An 18,193-nucleotide genomic window follows, 5' to 3' on the forward strand; every position below is an offset into this window, starting at 1 on the left:
AGGCACGCCGCCAGCGTTCGTCCTGAGCCAGGATCAAACTCTCCAAAAAGTAGTTTGACTAGCTCTTGTTTAAAACTTTAGAATTAACGTTGGCACTTCGATTTGTTTAGTTTTCAAAGATCATTTTTAAGTAAATTGGAGCGGGTGATGGGAATCGAACCCACGACATCAGCTTGGAAGGCTGAGGTTTTACCATTAAACTACACCCGCATATAATATGTATACTTTCTGGTCGGGAAGACAGGATTCGAACCTGCGACCCCTTGGTCCCAAACCAAGTGCTCTACCAAGCTGAGCTACTTCCCGCTACCGCAAGTTTAAAATTTATATTGGCGCGCCCGAGAGGACTCGAACCTCTAACCTTTTGATTCGTAGTCAAATGCTCTATCCAATTGAGCTACGGGCGCATCGGCGACTTATACATAATATCAAATTTTCGATTTCTTGTCAACAATTTTTTAAACTGTTTTTTCATCTGGCCGAGAATAGGTAAAATTCTAACCTTCTGATCAGAAGCCAAAAGCGCTGTGTGCGTATCGGCGACTTACATATAATATCAAATCGTTTTTTTCTTGTCAACATCATTTTTCAAAATGTTTTTAGCGCGGCCAGGAATAGCCGAACCCCTCCCTCCGCTTCCACGCCATCACCATTCTGATAACCATCATAGAATCTGACAGCACCGCTCCATTCAATTATCATTCTTTGTCTGTGTACTTACATTATTAAAAAACCCTCTTTTCTGGAACTTACTTTAGCAAGAAGCGCTGCGGCCGGCACATCCTGAATGATGAAAATTCAATCTATGTTCGTCTTAGGCAATTATTATATTGATAGCTAAAAAAGACTGCATCCTATGAATGATCCAGTCTTTTCCCCATTAACCGTTAATAGATTCGTTCAATATTATATCCTTTGTCTTCAAGCTCACCCGGAACGCTCGGCTTAATCAAAACATGAGCTGAACCAATCATAGCAAAGTAGGTCTGCCCGTCATCTTTCTTTAAGATTTCATCAAGCTTATTTGCCATATTGATATTACGGGTATCATTCATCTCCCGTTTATATTCTTCTCCAATTTCCCTGAAACTTTCCGAAACCTGATCAGTAAAAGCATCCTCTTTGCCTTGAATCCAGTTATACCCTAATCGGTTTAATGAAGCTGCTGCCTCGTCGTGAGCGTTTATGGAACTCTCTAGCATCCGCACTTGTGTGTCCATACTAAAATTACTTAGCACTTTATTTTGCATTTCAACGCTTTCTAATTCAACGATATCTTTTTTATCCACTAAAGAACGTTTAAGAAAATATAAATCAACCCCCTGCTCTGGAGCCAGATCACTTTTCTTCACACTAATCTGACTTAACAAACTCTCCACAAACCACGGCTGAAAGCTGTTATAATCTTCTATCGCCATATCATTCTCTTCAAATATATCAGAGAGCCCGGCATAAGACTTCTCAGATAAAACGCCTTTCAGAGTCGTGGCATCCTTGAACATAGCGAGTTTGTTCATTTCTTCTTCCTCTACTTTCACCTCAAGCATATTGACCTCCGGAAGGACAACATCTGAACTCTCGTAAGCTTCTTCAATTTCAGCAGCAAGCGGATAAAAGTCTTCATGACCCAAGTGTGAGGTTCCTTGCACATATATGGTTGTCTCTCCATTCGTTACTTTCCATAAGAACCCCCCATCGGCATCATAATCTGGTGCAGTTTCCCTTACTTTCTTAGTGATCGATTGCTGATTTAATTCTTCTTTTTCTAATGGAACATCATTATTACTGGCACACCCAGCAAGTAATACTGTACCCAATAGAAAGTAAATTAGCGATGTGAATTTTGACATGTCGTTCATCACTCTCTCCTTTTTTCCATAGGAAAGCTCAAGGCCCTTCTACAAGGCTGAGCCTTGAAGAACCCCTGGATGCGTAAATAAATTGACTCACACGTGCTCCTGCCTTCTACAAGTTCCCGTCTAGCAATGCATTCCAGCGCAGTCTCGTTGCGCGCTCCACGCTCCCTGCCGCGGCGCATAAACCGAGTCCAATGTTGATCCACACCGGCAGGGTAATAGGTGAGTTGAAGGTCCCGAAGCGCTGAGCGATCTCGGGTACCTGAGTGACCGCATCGAGGATCTGAGGGATGGCTAGAACCATCGGAACAATGAGCATAATCAGCGAAATGAAACGGATCCAGCGGCTCAAACCGGGGTGTTCGCGATCGAGACGCGCACGCCGTCCTTCAGCAGAACTCTCATCCGGGATAAGCTGGTGCACCGTACCTTCGTCGGTTACGAAATGGCAGCGTCTAAGGCCAAAAACCGTGGACGCTACTTCGATCGTTCCTCCAGCCACGGGGAAGGCAGCAGGGAGTTTAGACTCGGCGTAATGTTTGCCATCGAGGTAAAGGTGGGCAGTCCCTTTATCATCATTTGCAGAGAAAAACTGCTGCCAATACGGGACGTCAACTGCGAACACTTCTTGCCGGCCGGCATCGTTTGTCAATGTGAGGTAAAACAGTGCACGGGATAGCGGCTGCCACCAGCGGAAGTCCTTTAGCGGACGCCCATTACCGACCTTGACCCGTCGCGCTGCTTTACGTCTGCGTATCTCTTTGAACATTTCTTCAACTCCCTTTTGTATATTTATATTGGCGAAACCCTGCCAATCCGAATATCACCCGAAACTGTCCTTACCTTAATAACGTCTGTCGTCCCTTGAGGGGATTCGGGCGCTGTGATGTTTCCGGAAGTGGTCTTCAAGTCAAAAAATCCTTTGAACTCCGGATCGGGTGACAAAGTCACATCTCCGCTGCGAGCGGAGATATCCATGCTATCCGAACGCTGCCCCGTTACATTAACGTTGCCGGTAGTGGACTGCACTGCCAGAGTGCCCTTCAGCCCATCCACCTTGATATCGCCGGAGTGCATCTGGATTTTCGCATCCCCCTGGATTCGCTCCGCCGTAATATCCCCGGATTTTGAAGTTAACTTCAACCGCCCGGCGCTGATAGCTTCCGTGCGCAGTTTCCCCGAAGAAACGGACAGGTCGATATTTTCCGCCTTTAAACCAGTAAAGCTGGTGTCGCCGAAGTTCGCTTTATAGCTAATCTGCTGCAGTCTGGTTTTATCCGCCAGCGCTACAATTACCCTCGTCTTAATAGACTTATAGGCAGGTGCTACTAATTTCACATCCTTTTGCAGTTGAAGTTCTAAAGTATTCCCTGAGATCTCTGTCTTTTTCAACTCATCGATCGTATTTTGCTGCATATTGCCCCTGACTTCCACATAGTTGGTGTCATTGGGGCTGGCGATGAACTCCATGTTCACGTCATATTCACTCTCGATGGTGAGCGCACTCAGTTCGTCCTGTGTAAACTCCCATTTTTGCTCGTGCGCGGCCAACTTGTCGACATAATTTAGCGGCTGACAAGCCGTTCCAGCGAAGCTCAAGACAATCAGTGCGATCCCCAGCAGGCACCTCTTTTTATTGTTCAAGAACAACTCTCTCCTTTAAAATCACTTTCTATAGTCTGTTTAGTGAATAACTAATTTAAATATTGGTTAATCAATCAGTTTTTAGGTATAAATAGATAGTCAATCCTTCTGCTCATAAAGAGTGTAAGAAAGCCTTACACTCTATCTGGATTGAAATGAGCTTTCTTTATCAAACAAATTTATTTAATCATTTTCATAATGTTTTCCTTTACCTTTTCACTGTAATCTTTAAATCCTAAATCATTTTCATTTCGAGGCAAGGACACGGCTAATGAAATAGCCCCCCTGATCATCATCCCAACTGCCCTGCTATCAAAGTCACTAAATTCATTTGATTTTTTTCCTTCAGAAAGGATCCCCTCTAACCAAACTTGCACTTCTTCCTCTGGATTCATTTCCATCCGAAAATATGGGACATTGTCCGGTGTGCGTACATTAAAAACGATCTCAAGTAATGCAGTGATATTTCCGCGGTATTTATCCCGGTACTCTATGCCCGCTTCTACAAACGCCATTAATTTCCCCAAATACGTTTGTTCATTTTCTACTCTTCCCTTAATAAAAGCTTTCTCATCTTCAACCAAATAGACGAGGATATTGTTCATTAAATCCTCTTTACCTGAGAAATGATATGAAATCAGTCCTGTACTGGTCTTTGCTTTACTGGCTATTTTAGAGAGGCTTGTGTTTACATAACCACTATCTCTCAATACCTCTATAGCAGCTTTAATAATTTGCTCTTTGCGCGCATCAGCTATTAAATACTGTTTGTTTTTCATCCATTCTCCGCCTTAGTGAATTTGATTGCTTATTTTTTATCTTGATTGACTGTTCAGTTTTTATTTTAAACGCACCTGATACTCCTGTCAAGATTACAACAGGGTCAGCTTGTTCGGAAATAAAAAAGTACCAAAGCTTATAGAAGCCCTGGTACTTAGTGTTTTGATAAAATTTTAACACGTTTATGATGCGGCCGAGAAGAGTCGAACTTCCACGGGGTTGCCCCCACTAGGCCCTCAACCTAGCGCGTCTGCCATTCCGCCACGACCGCTTGAATTAGTAAGAGTAAAATGCGGGTGAAGGGAGTCGAACCCCCACGCCCGAAGGCGCCAGATCCTAAGTCTGGTGCGTCTGCCAATTCCGCCACACCCGCGTATAAAAAATAAAATGGTGAGCCATGAAGGACTCGAACCTTCGACCCTCTGATTAAAAGTCAGATGCTCTACCGACTGAGCTAATGGCTCGGATGGCTGGGCTAGCTGGATTCGAACCAACGCATGACGGAGTCAAAGTCCGTTGCCTTACCGCTTGGCTATAGCCCATTGCTTATTAGATGGCTCAGGCTGAGAACAATGCCTCAATTTCCCGGCCGGCTTTGAAAAATAGCTGCCATAAAATAAAAAATGACCCGTACGGGATTCGAACCCGTGTTACCGCCGTGAAAGGGCGGTGTCTTAACCGCTTGACCAACGGGCCGTATTAATAATAGATGGCGGAGAAGGAGGGATTTGAACCCTCGCGCCGCTTACGCGACCTACACCCTTAGCAGGGGCGCCTCTTCAGCCACTTGAGTACTTCCCCATCCGTGTGCTGACTGAAATAATATGGCTCCGCAGGCAGGACTCGAACCTGCGACCGATCGGTTAACAGCCGATAGCTCTACCACTGAGCTACTGCGGAATAATAAACAGCAGACTTCTTTGATTATAGACAAATTATGACTAAAAGTCAATGCTCGTAAGAAAATTACTTTTAAATGAAGCTCGTCTTCCCCGACGGCTTTTATAATTTATCATATAACCCCGCTTCCAGTCAACCTTTAAATCATGTGTCTGATTGGACCGCCGCATTTCCCGCAAACATACTTTCGCGTATCCATTCTCCTTTTTCGCTCATAGCGCTGGAGACAGGAATTGCATGTATATAAATGAATGGTTTTCATCGCTTTTGCAGCTTGTATAGGGGTACAAAATCTCGGAGCTCCAACTTCTGCGAGCAGGTGTCTGAAGTCTTTATCCCGATGGCGGTACCCTTTTCCTTCAAGATGAAGGTGGTAATGGCACAGCTCATGTTTAATGATGCCCTTGAGTTCTTCTTCGCCATGCTCAATAAGTTGCTTCGGGTTGATCTCTATGTCATGGGAGGAGAGCATATATCTTCCCCCGGTTGAACGCAGTCTGTTATTGAAGACAGCTTTATGGGTAAATGGTTTATTAAAACAGCTGGAAGAGATTTCTTCCACTAACGCCTGAAGCTTTTGCTGATCCATTGATAACACCTTTCTATTACCGGTCTTGGGCTAAGAACAGGACATTTCCTCCATGCATACACTAGCTAATACCCATACTCCATTATAACGATTAAGGAGGTATGAGCAATGCCATCCTGGCTTAAAAATCAGATGATGAGAGCCTTTTATGAAAAAAATCATTACCAGATCAAGCTCCTGAATCAATGCTGGTATTTTTACAGAAAAAAACACTGCTGAAAGGAAGCAGTGTTGGCCTTGCGATAAAAATAAGGTGATCGGCCAAAAATCGCCGGCTGAAAGTGGCCGGTCATCCAGCCTGGAAAAGTTTTTCGGGTGGGAACTTCGACTTTTTGCTGGCAGAGTACTTGGGTCATATGGAAGAGCCCTTTAGCGACGAACCCTGCAGGTGTCCTTGTTCCGGGTACAATCGATGCCAACGAAAATCATGCACTCTATTTGCTATTCGCCGGAGAGCATCGTCAGTGAAACCCTGCCCTTTTGAACATCCACCGAGTCCACCCATACAGTTACGACATCGCCAACGCTTACAACATCCAGCGGATGCTTTACATATTGCCGGCTAAGCTTCGAAATATGGACCAATCCGTCCTGTTTTACCCCAATATCGATAAATGCGCCGAAATCCACGACATTTCTAACAGTACCCTGGAGCTCCAGCCCTTTGCTCAAATCCTCAAGCTTTAAAACGTTCTTCTTCAGTAATGGTTTTGCCGCCTCATCCCTCGGGTCACGGCCGGGCTGAATTAAAGCGTCACATATATCTTTAAGAGTAAGCTCGCCTATTCCAAATTCTGCTGCCGTCTCCTTAAGATTCAAACCTTGTATTTGTTCTTTTAGATTTGCGCTTCCCAAATCTTCAGCGGAAGCACCGAGGCGCTTAAGCAGGCCTGATACTTCTTTATAGCTCTCCGGATGAATGGACGTGCGGTCCAAAGGCTGGTCTCCGTCTATAATTCTCAGGAACCCTACCGCCTGTTCGTATGTTTTCGCTCCCAGTCGGGGAATTCCTTTCAGCTGGGTCCTGTTTGTAATTTTTCCAAGCTCTTCTCTTTTCTTCACAATGTTCTGTGCCACTGTTTTTGACAGCCCTGATACATATTGAAGAAGAGCAGGGGATGCGGTGTTTACGTTGACACCTACTCTGTTAACTACAGTTTCCACGACAAATGTAAGGGAGTCATTCAGGTTTTTCTGACTGACATCATGCTGGTATTGACCGACTCCAACAGACTTTGGATCGATTTTCACCAGCTCTGCAAGGGGATCCTGGAGCCTTCGGGCTATTGATACAGCACTTCTTTCTTCTACTTTTAAATCAGGGAATTCTTCTCTTGCTAAATCAGATGCGGAATAAACACTTGCTCCTGCCTCATTGACAATCAGATAGGCAACGTCTTTGCCGGACTGTTCAATCGCATCTGCCACAAGCTGTTCGCTTTCTCTTGAAGCTGTTCCATTTCCTACAGCTATCACTTCAACGTTATGGCCATCGATTAATTTAAGGATGGCTTTGAGCGCTTCCTCCCGCTTATTCACTGGTGCATGAGGATAGATGACGCCAATATGCTCCACTTTACCGGTCTCTGTAACTACGGCCAGCTTGCAGCCAGTACGATAAGCGGGATCCAGCCCAAGTACGACTCTCCCTTTTAAAGGCGGCTGCAAAAGGAGATTTCGTAAGTTTTCTGAAAAAATGTGGATAGCCTGTGCGTCCGCTTTTTCGGTCAGCTCTTTTCTGATTTCTCTTTCCACGGATGGTTCGATCAGGCGCTTATATGCATCCTCTATCGCTTCTTCCATGAGCTGTTTAACAGAGGTTTGTTTAGATCCGAGCTGTTTTTTGAATAAGTAGGAAAGGATCTGGTCGGCTGGCGGATTGACCACTACTCTTAGTATCCCTTCTTTTTCCCCGCGGTTCATGGCTAATACCCGATGCGGTGCAGCCTTATGTACAGGTTCTTCGTACTCATAATACATTTCGTATACATTTTTTTCGTCTTTCGCCGGATCTTTAGCAGATGTAGCAAGGATGCCCTTTTTTAAGGTTTGCTCCCGGATCCAATTTCTGTAAACCGGTTCATCTGCAACCTTTTCCGCTACAATATCCTTCGCCCCTTCTAAGGCAGCTTCAGCTGTTTCAACTTCTTTATCAGGATTAATAAAGCTTTTCGCCTTTTCCAGCGGCTCTTCAGAGGCTGGAAGCTGGATCAGCCATTCAGCCAGCGGTTCCAGCCCCTTTTCCTTTGCAACTGTGGCCTTTGTGCGCCGTTTTTGCTTAAAAGGCCGGTACAGATCTTCCACTTGCTGAAGCTTGACTGCGGACGAGATTTCGCTCTTCAATTCACCAGTGAGCTTTCCCTGCTCCTCGATTAGCCGGATTACCTCTTCCTTACGGTTTTCGAGGTTCAGCATGTATTGCCATGACTCAGATATGTCGCGGATTTGCACTTCATCAAGCGCACCCGTTTTTTCTTTCCGGTAGCGTGCTATAAAAGGAACTGTATTCCCTTCCTCCAACAAATCAATCACACTTTTCACTTGTTTATAAGGGATTCCCAAATTTTCATTTAATACTTTCAATAAACGTTCCTGATTTTCCAGTTCCATAATACATCCTCCGATAACTGAGATGGTTCTATCATATCAAAAATAGCAGGGTCTTAAGCAATTGCAAAATAAATAGCCGGTAAATTTTTTAAGGTTGTTAAAAAATTTGACCGGCTATATAAGTGAGATCATCATCGCGATCTTCCGTATGGGACATTAACGCTTCAGAAATGTCTTCTACCGTTGCATAGTCACGCAGAAGTGACTTTATGGCAGATACCTTTAAGCCATCTGAATGGACAATGAATTTTGCACCTGGCTGATATTGGTAGGAGTTTACTTTAAATTTTTGAGGTTTGCCGGACATGTATCCGAGGACGGGCAGTGGATAGACGAAGTCTCCTGCAGGATTGTACATGACAAAACGTATATTGCCAATCGATCCATAAGCTAGCCGCTGATCGGAAAACGTCATTTTAAATATGGATACCGTAGCGCCCCGCTTCGTTTTCAGTTCCTCATTGCAGCGGATTAGCAGCTGGTTTATGTCTTCTTCATGGTATCTCTCCACTATATCACTGATGGCCTGCGAAGATTCATGAGCCAGTTCCCCGCTTCCCAGTCCATCCGCCAATACACAAACGAAGTACTTATCCGTTGTTTTCATAAAAAAACTGTCGCCGCACTGGGACTTTCCTTTTTTCTGCAGCTGAAAAGCCAGAGCTTGAATGCGTTCGTTCGTTTCACGGACGATCATTGATAATACTCCACTGACTTATCAGCTGCCAGAGCTTCCTTCAGCTTATGAATGGCTCTCCTTTGAAGGCGTGAAACATGCATTTGCGAGATACCCAGTTCTTCGCCTGCTTCTTTTTGGCTTTTATTGTCGATAAACGTAAGCTGGATAATTTGTTTTTCCCGTTCAGATAAAACGTGAAGAACGCTTTCCAGCATCATTCGCTGATTAACCCGTTCAAATCCGTCATCCTGAGAACCGACGATATCCAGGATGGTAACGGTGCTGCCGTCAGGATCCGCTTCAATGGAGTGATCAACGGAAAGCGCCTGATAGCTTTTTCCCATCTCCATCGTTTCAAGGACCTCTTCCTCTGTCACCTGAAGATAATCTGCTATTTCATAAACTTTCGGTGAGCGCTGCAGACTGTTTGTCAGTTCATCTACAGCTGCTTTAATCTTCGGTCCGAGCTCTTTTATTCTTCTTGGCACATGAACGCTCCACGTCTTATCGCGCAGAAACCGCTTGATTTCCCCGATAATGGTTGGAATCGCAAAAGCCTCGAAGGATTTTCCGACCTCTGAGTCGTATCTTCTGATAGCGCCTAAAAGACCGATCATTCCTACCTGCAGCAGGTCTTCGTGAAAACTTTTACCGCGGGAATATTTCTTAGCCAGCGTTTCCACAAGCCCTCTGTAGTGATGGACAAGATCCGTCTGAGCCTGGTCATCCTGTGTTTCCTGGTAAGCGGTGATCAGTTCGTTTACTTGCTCCTTAGTTAGCTTCGTAGTTTGTGATGGTTGTGTCATGATTCACCCGCTCCCCATTTAAGAACTTGGTTAAAAATACGGTGACTCCTGTGCTGATTTGCACCCGGACCTCATCCATGAGCGTTTCCATCAAGTAAAGGCCTAACCCTCCTTCCGGCAGGGAATCTACACTGGAACCTGAAGAATAAGGCCCTAACTCCTTTTTCTTCTCTTCAAAATTGAAGCTTTGTCCAGTATCAGAAACCATTACTTCAAGCCGGTCTTCATATAACCCAAAACCAATGGTTACTTCACCTTTATCTACATTTTTATAAGCATGCTGCACTGCGTTCGTGCACGCTTCGCTTGTGGCAATTTTCAAATCTTCAATTTCATCATATGAGTAACCCATGCGGCTCGCAATGCCGGAAAGTGTAAGCCTTACAATGCCGACATATTCTGGTCTTGCAGGAATCTTCATTTCAATGTAGTCCACAATTGAATTCATTGTACCCCACCCTCTGCTTTTGATGAAATATCGATGATGTCATTAAGACCTGTGATTGTGAATAGTCTTTCCAGTCGTTCTGATAACTCGACAAGCTGCAGTTCGCCGTTATTCTTGCGCACATTTTTGAGGAGTCCAACAAATACTCCGAGCCCTGTGCTGTCCATATACGAAACATCCCTTAGATTGATGACGAGCTTCGGTTCGCTTTCATCTGCTAGCGGGAGCAGTTCCTCTCTAAGCTTTGGAGCTGTATAAGCGTCAATTTCACCAGCAACCGTTACCTTCGTGTGCTGATCCATATTTTCAATAACTGTCTTTAAATTCATCTATAGTCACCTCAGACCAATACAATTTATGCTACTAGTTTCCTACCCTTTGCCAAAAACTATTAAACATTTCTGCGGATAATAATAAAGGTAAAATCATCCCTTAATTGAAAGTCCTGCATAGATAAGAATTCCTTATAAATCGTGTCTGCAATTTTCTGAGCCGGGAGATGCTCATATTTTCTGATCATGTCAGTAATATGACTTCTCTCAACAAACTCTTCCTCCGATTTGCTTTCGGAGACGCCATCTGACAGCAGAACGACCATATCTCCTTTTTCTACCTTAAGGTCATACTGCATGTACTTCACATTCTGGTCAACGCCAAGCACAAGACCTTTTGCATCCAGATCAGCAAAACGGTCTTTTTCCTTGCAGTAATAAAATCCCGGCTCATGGCCGGCTGACGCATAGGAAAACTCGTGGGAGTGAAGATCATACATTCCATAGAACATCGTGATAAACATACTCGGGTCCACATTCTGTTCTACTACCCGGTTTAAATTTTCCAAAACATACCCAGGATCTTTCCTTGATTCGGGAAGACTGTCCATTGTGTATTTGATCATCGACATACAAAGGGCAGCCGGGATGCCTTTCCCAATCACATCCGCCAGCGCTATACTAATATGTTTGTCATCCTGAACAAAATGATGATAGTCTCCGTTCATCTGTTTGGACGGAATGCTTACAGCTCCGATATCGAGAGCATCGCACACAGGAATTTTCGTTTCAAGCAGGGTCTGCTGAACATTGGCAGCAATCTCAATCTCAGATTTAATCTCCAGCTGCTTATCCCTCAAAATCTGATGCTCCTGATAAGCAAGCCCGTATCCTATCATCACTTCAAGAAGGAAATCCAGGGAATTCAGGACATCATTTTGGATGTCCGGATACAGTTCCTGAAGGACCTTCCTGTGGATGCTGACAATCTCTTCAGGCGGAATTTGCTGCTGCAGCGTCTGCCTGCTGAATTTCTGCCCCTGATAAAGTGCTGTCTCGGTCATCTCATTTATATAATTATGAAGCAATTCACGATACTTCGTTTCTACAACTTCCTTGAATTCCATAATCAGCCTCCTAGCGAAGCCATTTGACCGCCCTTATGTCGGTCCCTTCTCCAGCAGCAGACTGAATGTTAAATTCATCCATCAGCCGTTTCACACCTGGCAATCCGGCGCCAAGTCCTCCTGAGGTCGAAAATCCGTCTTCCATTACCTTTCTGATATCAGGAATTCCAGGACCGCTATCAATGGCTATTATTTTCAGTCCTCTTTTGCCGTATTCTTCTATTTGTTCTATACAAAGCTGGCCCTGGCCGGCATATAAATAAATGTTTCTTGCCAATTCAGAGATGGCGGTGGTTATTCTTGCCTGGTCGACCGTTCCGAAGCCAAGCTCCTTCGCTACATTGCGCCCCAGCTGCCGCGCTGCAACGATATCCCACTCAGTCACTATTTTCACGCAGGATTGGTTGTCCATTGGCTATTCCCCCAATTCCTGCTGAAGTGTCTCAAGTCCTTTTTCTAAATCTAGTGCGGTTTTTACATCCTCCAGCTGAATGCCGAGCTCAATCAGCGTTATAGCTACAGCAGGCTGAATGCCTGTAAGAACAACCGCCGCGCCCATTAATTTGGACATGCTGATCACATCTCCAAGAACCTTGGCGATAAACGAATCAATCACATCAACAGAAGTCAGATCAATGACGACTCCATTTGCTCCTGTTTCGTGAATTTTGTGAAGCAGATCTTCCTGAAATTGCAGGGCGGTTTGATCATCCAGCTCCCATTGTATGGAGATGAGCAGACAATCTTTTAATTTAAGGATAGGTATTCTAGGCGTTCTCATTCTGATTCCCCCGTTGAAACAATATTTCTATTGGTCATTTCTAATGCCGCTTCAATACCTTTTTGAAGTGAATTTTTCGTCGTAATCTGATTGAGGCTGATTCCGAGATTCACAATTGTCTGAGCGATTTCCGGGCGAATACCGACAAGAAGGCACTTTGCCCCTACCAGCCGAACCGCTTCTGATGCCTGAATAATATGGTGAGCGACCATTGTGTCCACTACCGGTACACCGGTTATATCGATCAGCACGACTTGCGAGCGGTGCTTTACAACGCCATCGAGCAGGTTTTCCATGATTCGTTTCGCTCTTTCAGTATCAATCGTGCCGACTAAAGGCATGACCGTTATATGTTCGAAAACAGGAATAAGAGGGGCGGATAATTCCTGCAGGGCAATTTTCTGCAGGGAGACCGTCCTTTCCCATGAAGATGCATATTCAAAAAGCAGTTCTTCTGACAATGGGGAGAATTCCCGGTCAAATTCCCAGACCAATTGCATCTTGCGGTCTTCTGAAGCATCCTTTGTCATGCCGGAAAAAATAATGAGGCCGAGCTTTTTCATTCCTTTTGTGATAAAAGTAAGCGACCAGCCTGCCTGGACCAGGCGCGCTGTGAAACCGGAAAGAAGATCCTCCAGGTTTTCAGCGGACCCTTCCATATGCTGAAGAAGAATACTTAAAAATTCCTGCGCTGTTTTACGGTAGGCTGATTCAGACATAAGCTCTGAATATTTACGGTCATCCAGCTCTTTAAGCGCTTCATGCCATTCTTCAAGAATTTCCGTCTGGTTCCCGCGTATATAATCTGCAATTGATTGGTCGTTCTGCGCCATGTTAAACCCCCCTTATTCCCGATAGGTTAAATAACCATACTGCTCATATTATACCTATTTATGTAAACAAAAAAAAGGAATCTGCCGGTAAAACTTGTTTCCAACTTGTGGGCTTTGGGCTAATCCCAGTCATAGCCGGGCCCCGCTTCCCTTAATAGAATAAAATATAGTAAAAAGGAAGCTGCCGGATAGAGCAGCTCCCTTTTACCATTCGTATGTGCTTAAAAGTCAATAAGTCCGAGGCTAATCTGTAAGGCTTCGTCCACTTTATCCATCATTTCGTCATCAAGATGAGTAATCTTATCCGTTAGTCTCTGTTTATCTATGGTACGGATTTGCTCAAGCAAAATGACAGAATCCCGTTCAAACCCATAGCGCTTTGCATCAATCTCGACATGAGTCGGCAATTTTGCCTTTTGAATCTGAGCAGTTATCGCTGCAACAATGACAGTAGGACTAAACCGGTTCCCGATATCGTTTTGAATGATTAAAACTGGACGAACGCCACCCTGTTCAGAACCCACCACAGGAGATAAATCAGCAAAATAAACGTCGCCGCGTTTAACAATCAAAGGATCAACCTCCGCTTACTAAGCGGTCTACGGTATGATCAGCCTCTGATTCTGCCATGAAAGCTTCGGAAGCAATATTGAGGTTAATCTTGGCCATTTCCATGTATCCGCGTCTCATGGATTCACGGATTTGGCGTTTTTTGCGTTCACGAAGATACATTTTTGTCGCCTGATAAATAAGCTCGCTTCGATTTCCGTTCTCTTGTTTGACAAGACTGTCCAATTCCGACACTAATGTCTGCGGTAAGCGGATCATAATTTCAGTCGTTGCGCTGGATTCAGACACAAACATACACCTCCACCAAACTTGCACACCCGTTATTCCATTCCATAGTCAATCATACCACTATTCATGAGAGAAGCAAACTATTTTCTAAATTGTCTCTTAATGGAAAGCAGCCATGACCAGGCCCTATCCATCAGCCTTTCAAAGCTGAATGTGATTGGATAATGGGGTTCCTAACTTCCATTATACTCTTATTCCGCAAAAACATACGGGGGACTCGGGCCGACAAAATACAAGGGATTTCGTAATTAATCGTTTCGAGGCGGTCTGCTATTTCGTCAATCGGAATATATTCTTCTGCCTGTCTTCCAATCAGCGTAACTTTAGTCCCCTCCGGCATTTTTTCCGGAAGCCTGATCATACACTGATCCATGCAAATTCTGCCGATTATTTGAACCCGCTTTCCCCCTGCAATTACCTCCGACTCTTTCAGCTGCCGCAGCCAGCCGTCCGCATAGCCGACCGGCAGCGTCCCGATCCACTCATCTTCCTGCGCTGTATAAGTGGCACCGTAGCTTACCTTTCCGCCCTTTGGAAGCTTTTTAACATGAACGATTTTCGTATGGAGCGAAAGGGCCTCTTGCAGTGAATAGGGAAGCTCTTTATTCATTTCCTTTGAAGGGGACAGGCCATACATCGCAATTCCAAGTCTGACAGTATTAAAAATACGGTCCTTAAACCGGAGACCGGCCGCACTGTTGGCACAGTGAATCAGCCATTCTTTATTGCTGATCCCTCCCAAAAGCTTTTTAAAAGCAGCAAATTGGCAGTCGGTATAATCTGATTCCAGCTCATCCGCTGCAGCAAAGTGAGTAAAGATTCCACGGACGCTGAGACTCGAAGAATCGGCAGCAAACTGAATGAGTTCGTCCAATTCCTCTTTTTCAGTAATCCCAAGCCTCCCCATGCCTGTATCCAGCTTAATATGAAATTGTAGAACTCCTTCTTTTGCAAACTGCTCTGCCTTTTTTACCCATTCCAGTGAGATTGCTGTGAGTGTGATGTCATAGTCTATGCTTACCTGAACATCCTCTGGTCTTGAAGCACCCAGAACAAGAATCGGCACCTTCATCCCTTTTTCTCTTAAGGAAATAGCTTCATCTACGAATGCTACAGCAAGCATATCAGCCCCTGCTTCAAGAGCGGCACAGGCAACTTCATAATCTCCATGCCCATATGCATTTGCCTTAACAACCGCAATGACCGTCCCTTCCCCTCCAAGATGCTCCACCATGCTCTTTACATTGTATTCAATGGCGTCCAAATTAATTTCTGCCCAAGTATCACGGTAAAAAGAAACATTCTCATTCATTCCCTGCTCATCCTCCGCCAAAATTTAACCTATTAACGATTATCCGATTCCGGCACTGCACTTGTCAAACAGAGGGCTGGAACAAAAATGATTTTCCGGCGATGGCGTTTACTGAGATTACCCGGCCTTGTTTATGAACCAAACGTTTTAAGAACAGTGCAGCAGAATGACTGAACGATTGGCTGGTCAGATCGCCCTGTCTGATGCCTCCGACCCCTGTTACGTTAAAGGACAGGGGGACAGAGGCAGAATCGCCGCATCCTTACTCCCACAGCTATATTTGGTCATGGGGGACAGAGGAATTCAAGCAGACATAAGCCGGGTCGGAGGCTGCCTCCGACCCCATTTTTCAGGCTTTTCAGGGACAGAGCATAGACTTCGCAAACCCTAGTCCTTCAAGGTGCACATCAAAGCGGTGTCGGAGGTTTGGCGCTTTAGTGGGGCGGGGGACGGAGGAAGGGCCATTTATTAAACCGTACAGCAGGCGTAAAAAAAGTGCCTAGAGCCAGCTCTAAGCACTTTTTCGCACGTTATTTCGCTGCCTGACCTTGTACGGACCTCGCCGCATCCATCATTTCATCCTGTGTCATATCCTCGGAGGCAATCATGTATTCCACTCCGTCGGCAATCCAGGAGATGGAGTTTTCTGTAATCGTCCCGACTGTAAATCCGAGATCAGCCGGGTCCCCGCTTACTGCAACCGCCTTCGCGGAAGCCGGGGATACACGGGCTCTTTCCTGAATCATCGTAAAGGACTTCTCACCGCCAAATGTCATGACAATGCGCTTCCCGTTGCTTGTTTCAAGCTCTTTTTCCTGAATGAGCTTGACCCCTTCAGGGAATTCCATCGGATATTTGACAGCAAAAGGCTCTTTGTTCACCGGCGCTGCTGCCGGCATATCCATCATTCCGTAAGACATGTTTTTCTCCATATTAAAGGAATCTTTATCAAAGGAAGGATTAAATTCAAAGTTTTTGAACTCTACGGTCATAAGAGCGTTGCGGTCCGGGTCCATCACCTTTACACTCGCTGGTGACAGATCTTTCTTATTGAAGGTGATTTCCTGCATTGGAAGCATTGAATTGTTTTGATAATTGGTTTTTGTTTCGAATACATACTGCTTATCTGTTGCCTTGAAAACTGCTTTTTTATCGGCGATCACATCTTTTACGAGGGATTCAAACAGATAGGCCTGGCTGCTGTTTTTCGGCCACTCGCTTTGGAAACGGAAGCTTTTGTTCAGTGCCGGCGTCAATACATAGACACCTTCTTCATTCCGGAGAATCATCTGGCTCTGTTCTTTAGCCGGGTTTTTCAAATTGACGCGGTAAAAGGATGGCTCTTTAAACCAGATTTCCACATCATATACCTGCGGCTCGCTTCCCGTCTGCAGTGTCATTTTCGCATTGGTTTTGTAGCTTTTCAGCTCCTCTACCTTCTTATCCAGCCCCTTGACCACGTCATTCTGGGATTTGTCCCCGCATGCAGACAATAGAAAAACAGCCATAAGTCCTGCAAGCAATAACCATAAGCTTCTTTTCACCCTTTTTCAGCCCCTTTGTTTTATCTCACAGAAAAACAGTGTTATAACACTTGTCTCTCTCATTCCGATACAAATATATGAGGCGGAGCGGGTGAATATGCAGACTAGCTTGACAGGCTCTCCAGGATAATCTGTGCGGCAGCATATTCTTTCGTATGGGTAATGGAAACGTGAACGGCGGTTCCGCCTAAGTGCGGGGATTCAGCAACCGGTTTGCCGCTTTTTTCTTTTGTGATTTGAATATCCTGAAAGCTTAGCGATTTTCCAATTCCGAGGCCGGATGCTTTAGCAAAAGCTTCTTTTCCCGCAAACCGGCCTGCCAGAAATTCTGTCCTCCGCAAACCTTTTAACCCCTGGTAAATCTTCAGCTCCTTTTCGCCCAGAATACGTTCTGCGAAACGGGGCTGCCGATCCTCCAAAGCCCGTATTCTGTTGATTTCCACTATATCCAGTCCAATTCCTGTAATCATCGGGTCCCCCTGTACTATTCAGCCAATCGCTCCATATAAATGAAGTAACCCTCGAAAGGAGCGAGTCCGATTGTTTATTCGTAACGAAAGCTTTTCATCCTATCTTTCCAAATTTCCGTTAACCTCTTTTATAATAGGTCTGCACATTCTGATCTGGGGATTCTTTTCCCTCCCTTTTCAGGACAGCCCTTATTGGTTTTCACAGGCAGATGGGTTCAACTCTGCCATTGCACACGGCCAGTGGTGGAGGCTGATCACTCCAATTTTTCTTCACGCAGGCTTTACCCATCTCCTGTTTAATTCGTTTTCACTTGCTGTTGCAGCACCGCCGCTTGAAGAGATGCTTGGCAAGGCGAGGCTCGCTTTACTCTATGCCGGATCCGGGATCGCCGCAAATGCAGCGACCTTTATCCTTCTCCCTCCGGAGTACAGCCATGTCGGTGCATCCGGAGCCATTTTCGGACTGTTCGGATGCTGGCTGTTTATGGCATTAAACCGCAAAAACCGGATCAGCCCTGCACAATCACAAGTCCTTTTTATCATTTTAGCCATGAGCCTTGCCGCATCATTCCTCTCTCCGTCCGTTAATGTGACTGCTCATATCTTTGGATTGGCAGCAGGGTTTGTGCTCTCTGCGCTTTTGTTGAAAAGAAATATTTGAAGAAAAAAGCGTTTGCCCGCTTG

At 45.1% G+C, this 18,193-nt stretch carries 21 protein-coding genes and 10 tRNA genes; 2 read left to right on the forward strand and 29 right to left on the reverse strand.

The window, feature by feature from the left end; translation table 11 throughout:
• Positions 1-136 precede the first annotated feature (136 nt).
• From ACQCVE_RS15800 to ACQCVE_RS15870, 15 genes are all read right to left on the reverse strand, one after another.
• Positions 137-210, reverse strand: a tRNA-Gly gene (locus ACQCVE_RS15800).
• Positions 211-229: 19 nt separating this feature from the next.
• Positions 230-306: transfer RNA gene (locus ACQCVE_RS15805), tRNA-Pro, on the reverse strand.
• Positions 307-330: 24 nt separating this feature from the next.
• Positions 331-407 (reverse strand) — tRNA-Arg (locus tag ACQCVE_RS15810).
• A 480-nt stretch (positions 408-887) separates the two neighbouring features.
• Complete coding sequence (locus ACQCVE_RS15815; protein WP_426863380.1) at positions 888-1,859, reverse strand: TraB/GumN family protein; 972 nt, start codon at positions 1,857-1,859, stop codon at positions 888-890.
• Positions 1,860-1,965: 106 nt separating this feature from the next.
• On the reverse strand, positions 1,966-2,625 hold the full coding sequence (locus ACQCVE_RS15820) for a hypothetical protein (RefSeq protein ID WP_426863381.1): 660 nt from the start codon (positions 2,623-2,625) through the stop codon (positions 1,966-1,968).
• 23 nt (positions 2,626-2,648) lie between these two features.
• Entirely contained in the window at positions 2,649-3,500 is an 852-nt protein-coding gene (locus tag ACQCVE_RS15825) for a DUF4097 family beta strand repeat-containing protein (RefSeq protein ID WP_426863382.1), read from the reverse strand.
• Positions 3,501-3,679: 179 nt separating this feature from the next.
• Positions 3,680-4,279: a TetR/AcrR family transcriptional regulator gene (locus ACQCVE_RS15830; protein WP_426863383.1), complete on the reverse strand. Its 600-nt coding sequence runs from the start codon at positions 4,277-4,279 to the stop codon at positions 3,680-3,682.
• Between the two features lie 189 nt (positions 4,280-4,468).
• A tRNA-Leu gene (locus ACQCVE_RS15835) sits at positions 4,469-4,551 on the reverse strand.
• Between the two features lie 20 nt (positions 4,552-4,571).
• Positions 4,572-4,653 (reverse strand) — tRNA-Leu (locus ACQCVE_RS15840).
• A 15-nt stretch (positions 4,654-4,668) separates the two neighbouring features.
• Positions 4,669-4,744, reverse strand: a tRNA-Lys gene (locus ACQCVE_RS15845).
• Positions 4,745-4,747: 3 nt separating this feature from the next.
• Positions 4,748-4,822, reverse strand: a tRNA-Gln gene (locus ACQCVE_RS15850).
• Positions 4,823-4,904: 82 nt separating this feature from the next.
• Positions 4,905-4,976 (reverse strand) — tRNA-Glu (locus ACQCVE_RS15855).
• Between the two features lie 14 nt (positions 4,977-4,990).
• Positions 4,991-5,081, reverse strand: a tRNA-Ser gene (locus ACQCVE_RS15860).
• A 24-nt stretch (positions 5,082-5,105) separates the two neighbouring features.
• Positions 5,106-5,180, reverse strand: a tRNA-Asn gene (locus ACQCVE_RS15865).
• A gap of 139 nt (positions 5,181-5,319) precedes the next feature.
• Positions 5,320-5,769: a SprT family protein gene (locus tag ACQCVE_RS15870; RefSeq protein WP_426863384.1), complete on the reverse strand. Its 450-nt coding sequence runs from the start codon at positions 5,767-5,769 to the stop codon at positions 5,320-5,322.
• A 108-nt stretch (positions 5,770-5,877) separates the two neighbouring features.
• Between ACQCVE_RS15870 and cmpA the strand changes: the two genes are divergently transcribed.
• Positions 5,878-5,988: a cortex morphogenetic protein CmpA gene (gene cmpA, locus ACQCVE_RS15875; protein WP_426845345.1), complete on the forward strand. Its 111-nt coding sequence runs from the start codon at positions 5,878-5,880 to the stop codon at positions 5,986-5,988.
• 222 nt (positions 5,989-6,210) lie between these two features.
• Here cmpA and ACQCVE_RS15880 read toward each other — a convergent pair whose 3' ends face one another.
• From ACQCVE_RS15880 to acpS, 14 genes are all read right to left on the reverse strand, one after another.
• A complete protein-coding gene (locus tag ACQCVE_RS15880; protein ID WP_426863429.1) occupies positions 6,211-8,373 on the reverse strand; it encodes a Tex family protein in 2,163 nt (720 codons plus the stop codon).
• Positions 8,374-8,476: 103 nt separating this feature from the next.
• Complete coding sequence (locus tag ACQCVE_RS15885) at positions 8,477-9,076, reverse strand: PP2C family serine/threonine-protein phosphatase (protein ID WP_426845347.1); 600 nt, start codon at positions 9,074-9,076, stop codon at positions 8,477-8,479.
• The gene (gene sigB / locus ACQCVE_RS15890; RefSeq protein ID WP_426845349.1) at positions 9,073-9,864 is read right to left on the reverse strand and encodes an RNA polymerase sigma factor SigB; all 792 of its coding nucleotides are present in this window, start codon (positions 9,862-9,864) and stop codon (positions 9,073-9,075) included. Before sigB ends, ACQCVE_RS15885 begins: the two co-directional genes overlap by 4 nt.
• Positions 9,830-10,312: an anti-sigma B factor RsbW gene (gene rsbW, locus ACQCVE_RS15895; RefSeq protein WP_426845351.1), complete on the reverse strand. Its 483-nt coding sequence runs from the start codon at positions 10,310-10,312 to the stop codon at positions 9,830-9,832. Before rsbW ends, sigB begins: the two co-directional genes overlap by 35 nt.
• On the reverse strand, positions 10,309-10,641 hold the full coding sequence (locus tag ACQCVE_RS15900) for an anti-sigma factor antagonist (protein ID WP_426845353.1): 333 nt from the start codon (positions 10,639-10,641) through the stop codon (positions 10,309-10,311). Before ACQCVE_RS15900 ends, rsbW begins: the two co-directional genes overlap by 4 nt.
• Before the next feature lie 62 nt (positions 10,642-10,703).
• Positions 10,704-11,711 carry a PP2C family protein-serine/threonine phosphatase gene (locus ACQCVE_RS15905; RefSeq protein WP_426845355.1) on the reverse strand — a complete coding sequence of 336 codons (1,008 nt, stop codon included), beginning with the start codon at positions 11,709-11,711 and terminating at the stop codon, positions 10,704-10,706.
• A gap of 10 nt (positions 11,712-11,721) precedes the next feature.
• Positions 11,722-12,123, reverse strand: a complete 402-nt coding sequence (locus ACQCVE_RS15910) for an anti-sigma regulatory factor (RefSeq protein WP_123913334.1) — start codon at positions 12,121-12,123, stop codon at positions 11,722-11,724.
• Positions 12,124-12,126: 3 nt separating this feature from the next.
• Positions 12,127-12,492, reverse strand: coding sequence for an STAS domain-containing protein (locus tag ACQCVE_RS15915; RefSeq protein ID WP_123913333.1), 366 nt, complete (start codon positions 12,490-12,492; stop codon positions 12,127-12,129).
• Entirely contained in the window at positions 12,489-13,325 is an 837-nt protein-coding gene (locus tag ACQCVE_RS15920; RefSeq protein ID WP_426863385.1) for an STAS domain-containing protein, read from the reverse strand. Before ACQCVE_RS15920 ends, ACQCVE_RS15915 begins: the two co-directional genes overlap by 4 nt.
• A gap of 221 nt (positions 13,326-13,546) precedes the next feature.
• A complete protein-coding gene (gene ndoA / locus ACQCVE_RS15925) occupies positions 13,547-13,897 on the reverse strand; it encodes a type II toxin-antitoxin system endoribonuclease NdoA (RefSeq protein WP_035404386.1) in 351 nt (116 codons plus the stop codon).
• A gap of 4 nt (positions 13,898-13,901) precedes the next feature.
• On the reverse strand, positions 13,902-14,183 hold the full coding sequence (locus tag ACQCVE_RS15930; protein ID WP_035404384.1) for a CopG family ribbon-helix-helix protein: 282 nt from the start codon (positions 14,181-14,183) through the stop codon (positions 13,902-13,904).
• A gap of 133 nt (positions 14,184-14,316) precedes the next feature.
• Positions 14,317-15,495 (reverse strand): alanine racemase, encoded by a 1,179-nt coding sequence (gene alr, locus ACQCVE_RS15935; protein WP_426863386.1) that lies wholly within the window; start codon positions 15,493-15,495, stop codon positions 14,317-14,319.
• Positions 15,496-16,025: 530 nt separating this feature from the next.
• Complete coding sequence (locus ACQCVE_RS15940; RefSeq protein ID WP_426845362.1) at positions 16,026-17,039, reverse strand: LolA family protein; 1,014 nt, start codon at positions 17,037-17,039, stop codon at positions 16,026-16,028.
• Positions 17,040-17,143: 104 nt separating this feature from the next.
• Positions 17,144-17,509, reverse strand: a complete 366-nt coding sequence (gene acpS, locus ACQCVE_RS15945; RefSeq protein ID WP_426863387.1) for a holo-ACP synthase — start codon at positions 17,507-17,509, stop codon at positions 17,144-17,146.
• A gap of 70 nt (positions 17,510-17,579) precedes the next feature.
• Here acpS and ACQCVE_RS15950 point away from each other — a divergent pair, with 70 nt between their 5' ends.
• The gene (locus ACQCVE_RS15950; protein ID WP_426863388.1) at positions 17,580-18,170 is read left to right on the forward strand and encodes a rhomboid family intramembrane serine protease; all 591 of its coding nucleotides are present in this window, start codon (positions 17,580-17,582) and stop codon (positions 18,168-18,170) included.
• The last annotated feature ends 23 nt before the right edge of the window (positions 18,171-18,193 follow it).

This window comes from Metabacillus sp. 113a (genome assembly GCF_050107635.1).
Classification (GTDB): domain Bacteria; phylum Bacillota; class Bacilli; order Bacillales; family Bacillaceae; genus Metabacillus_B.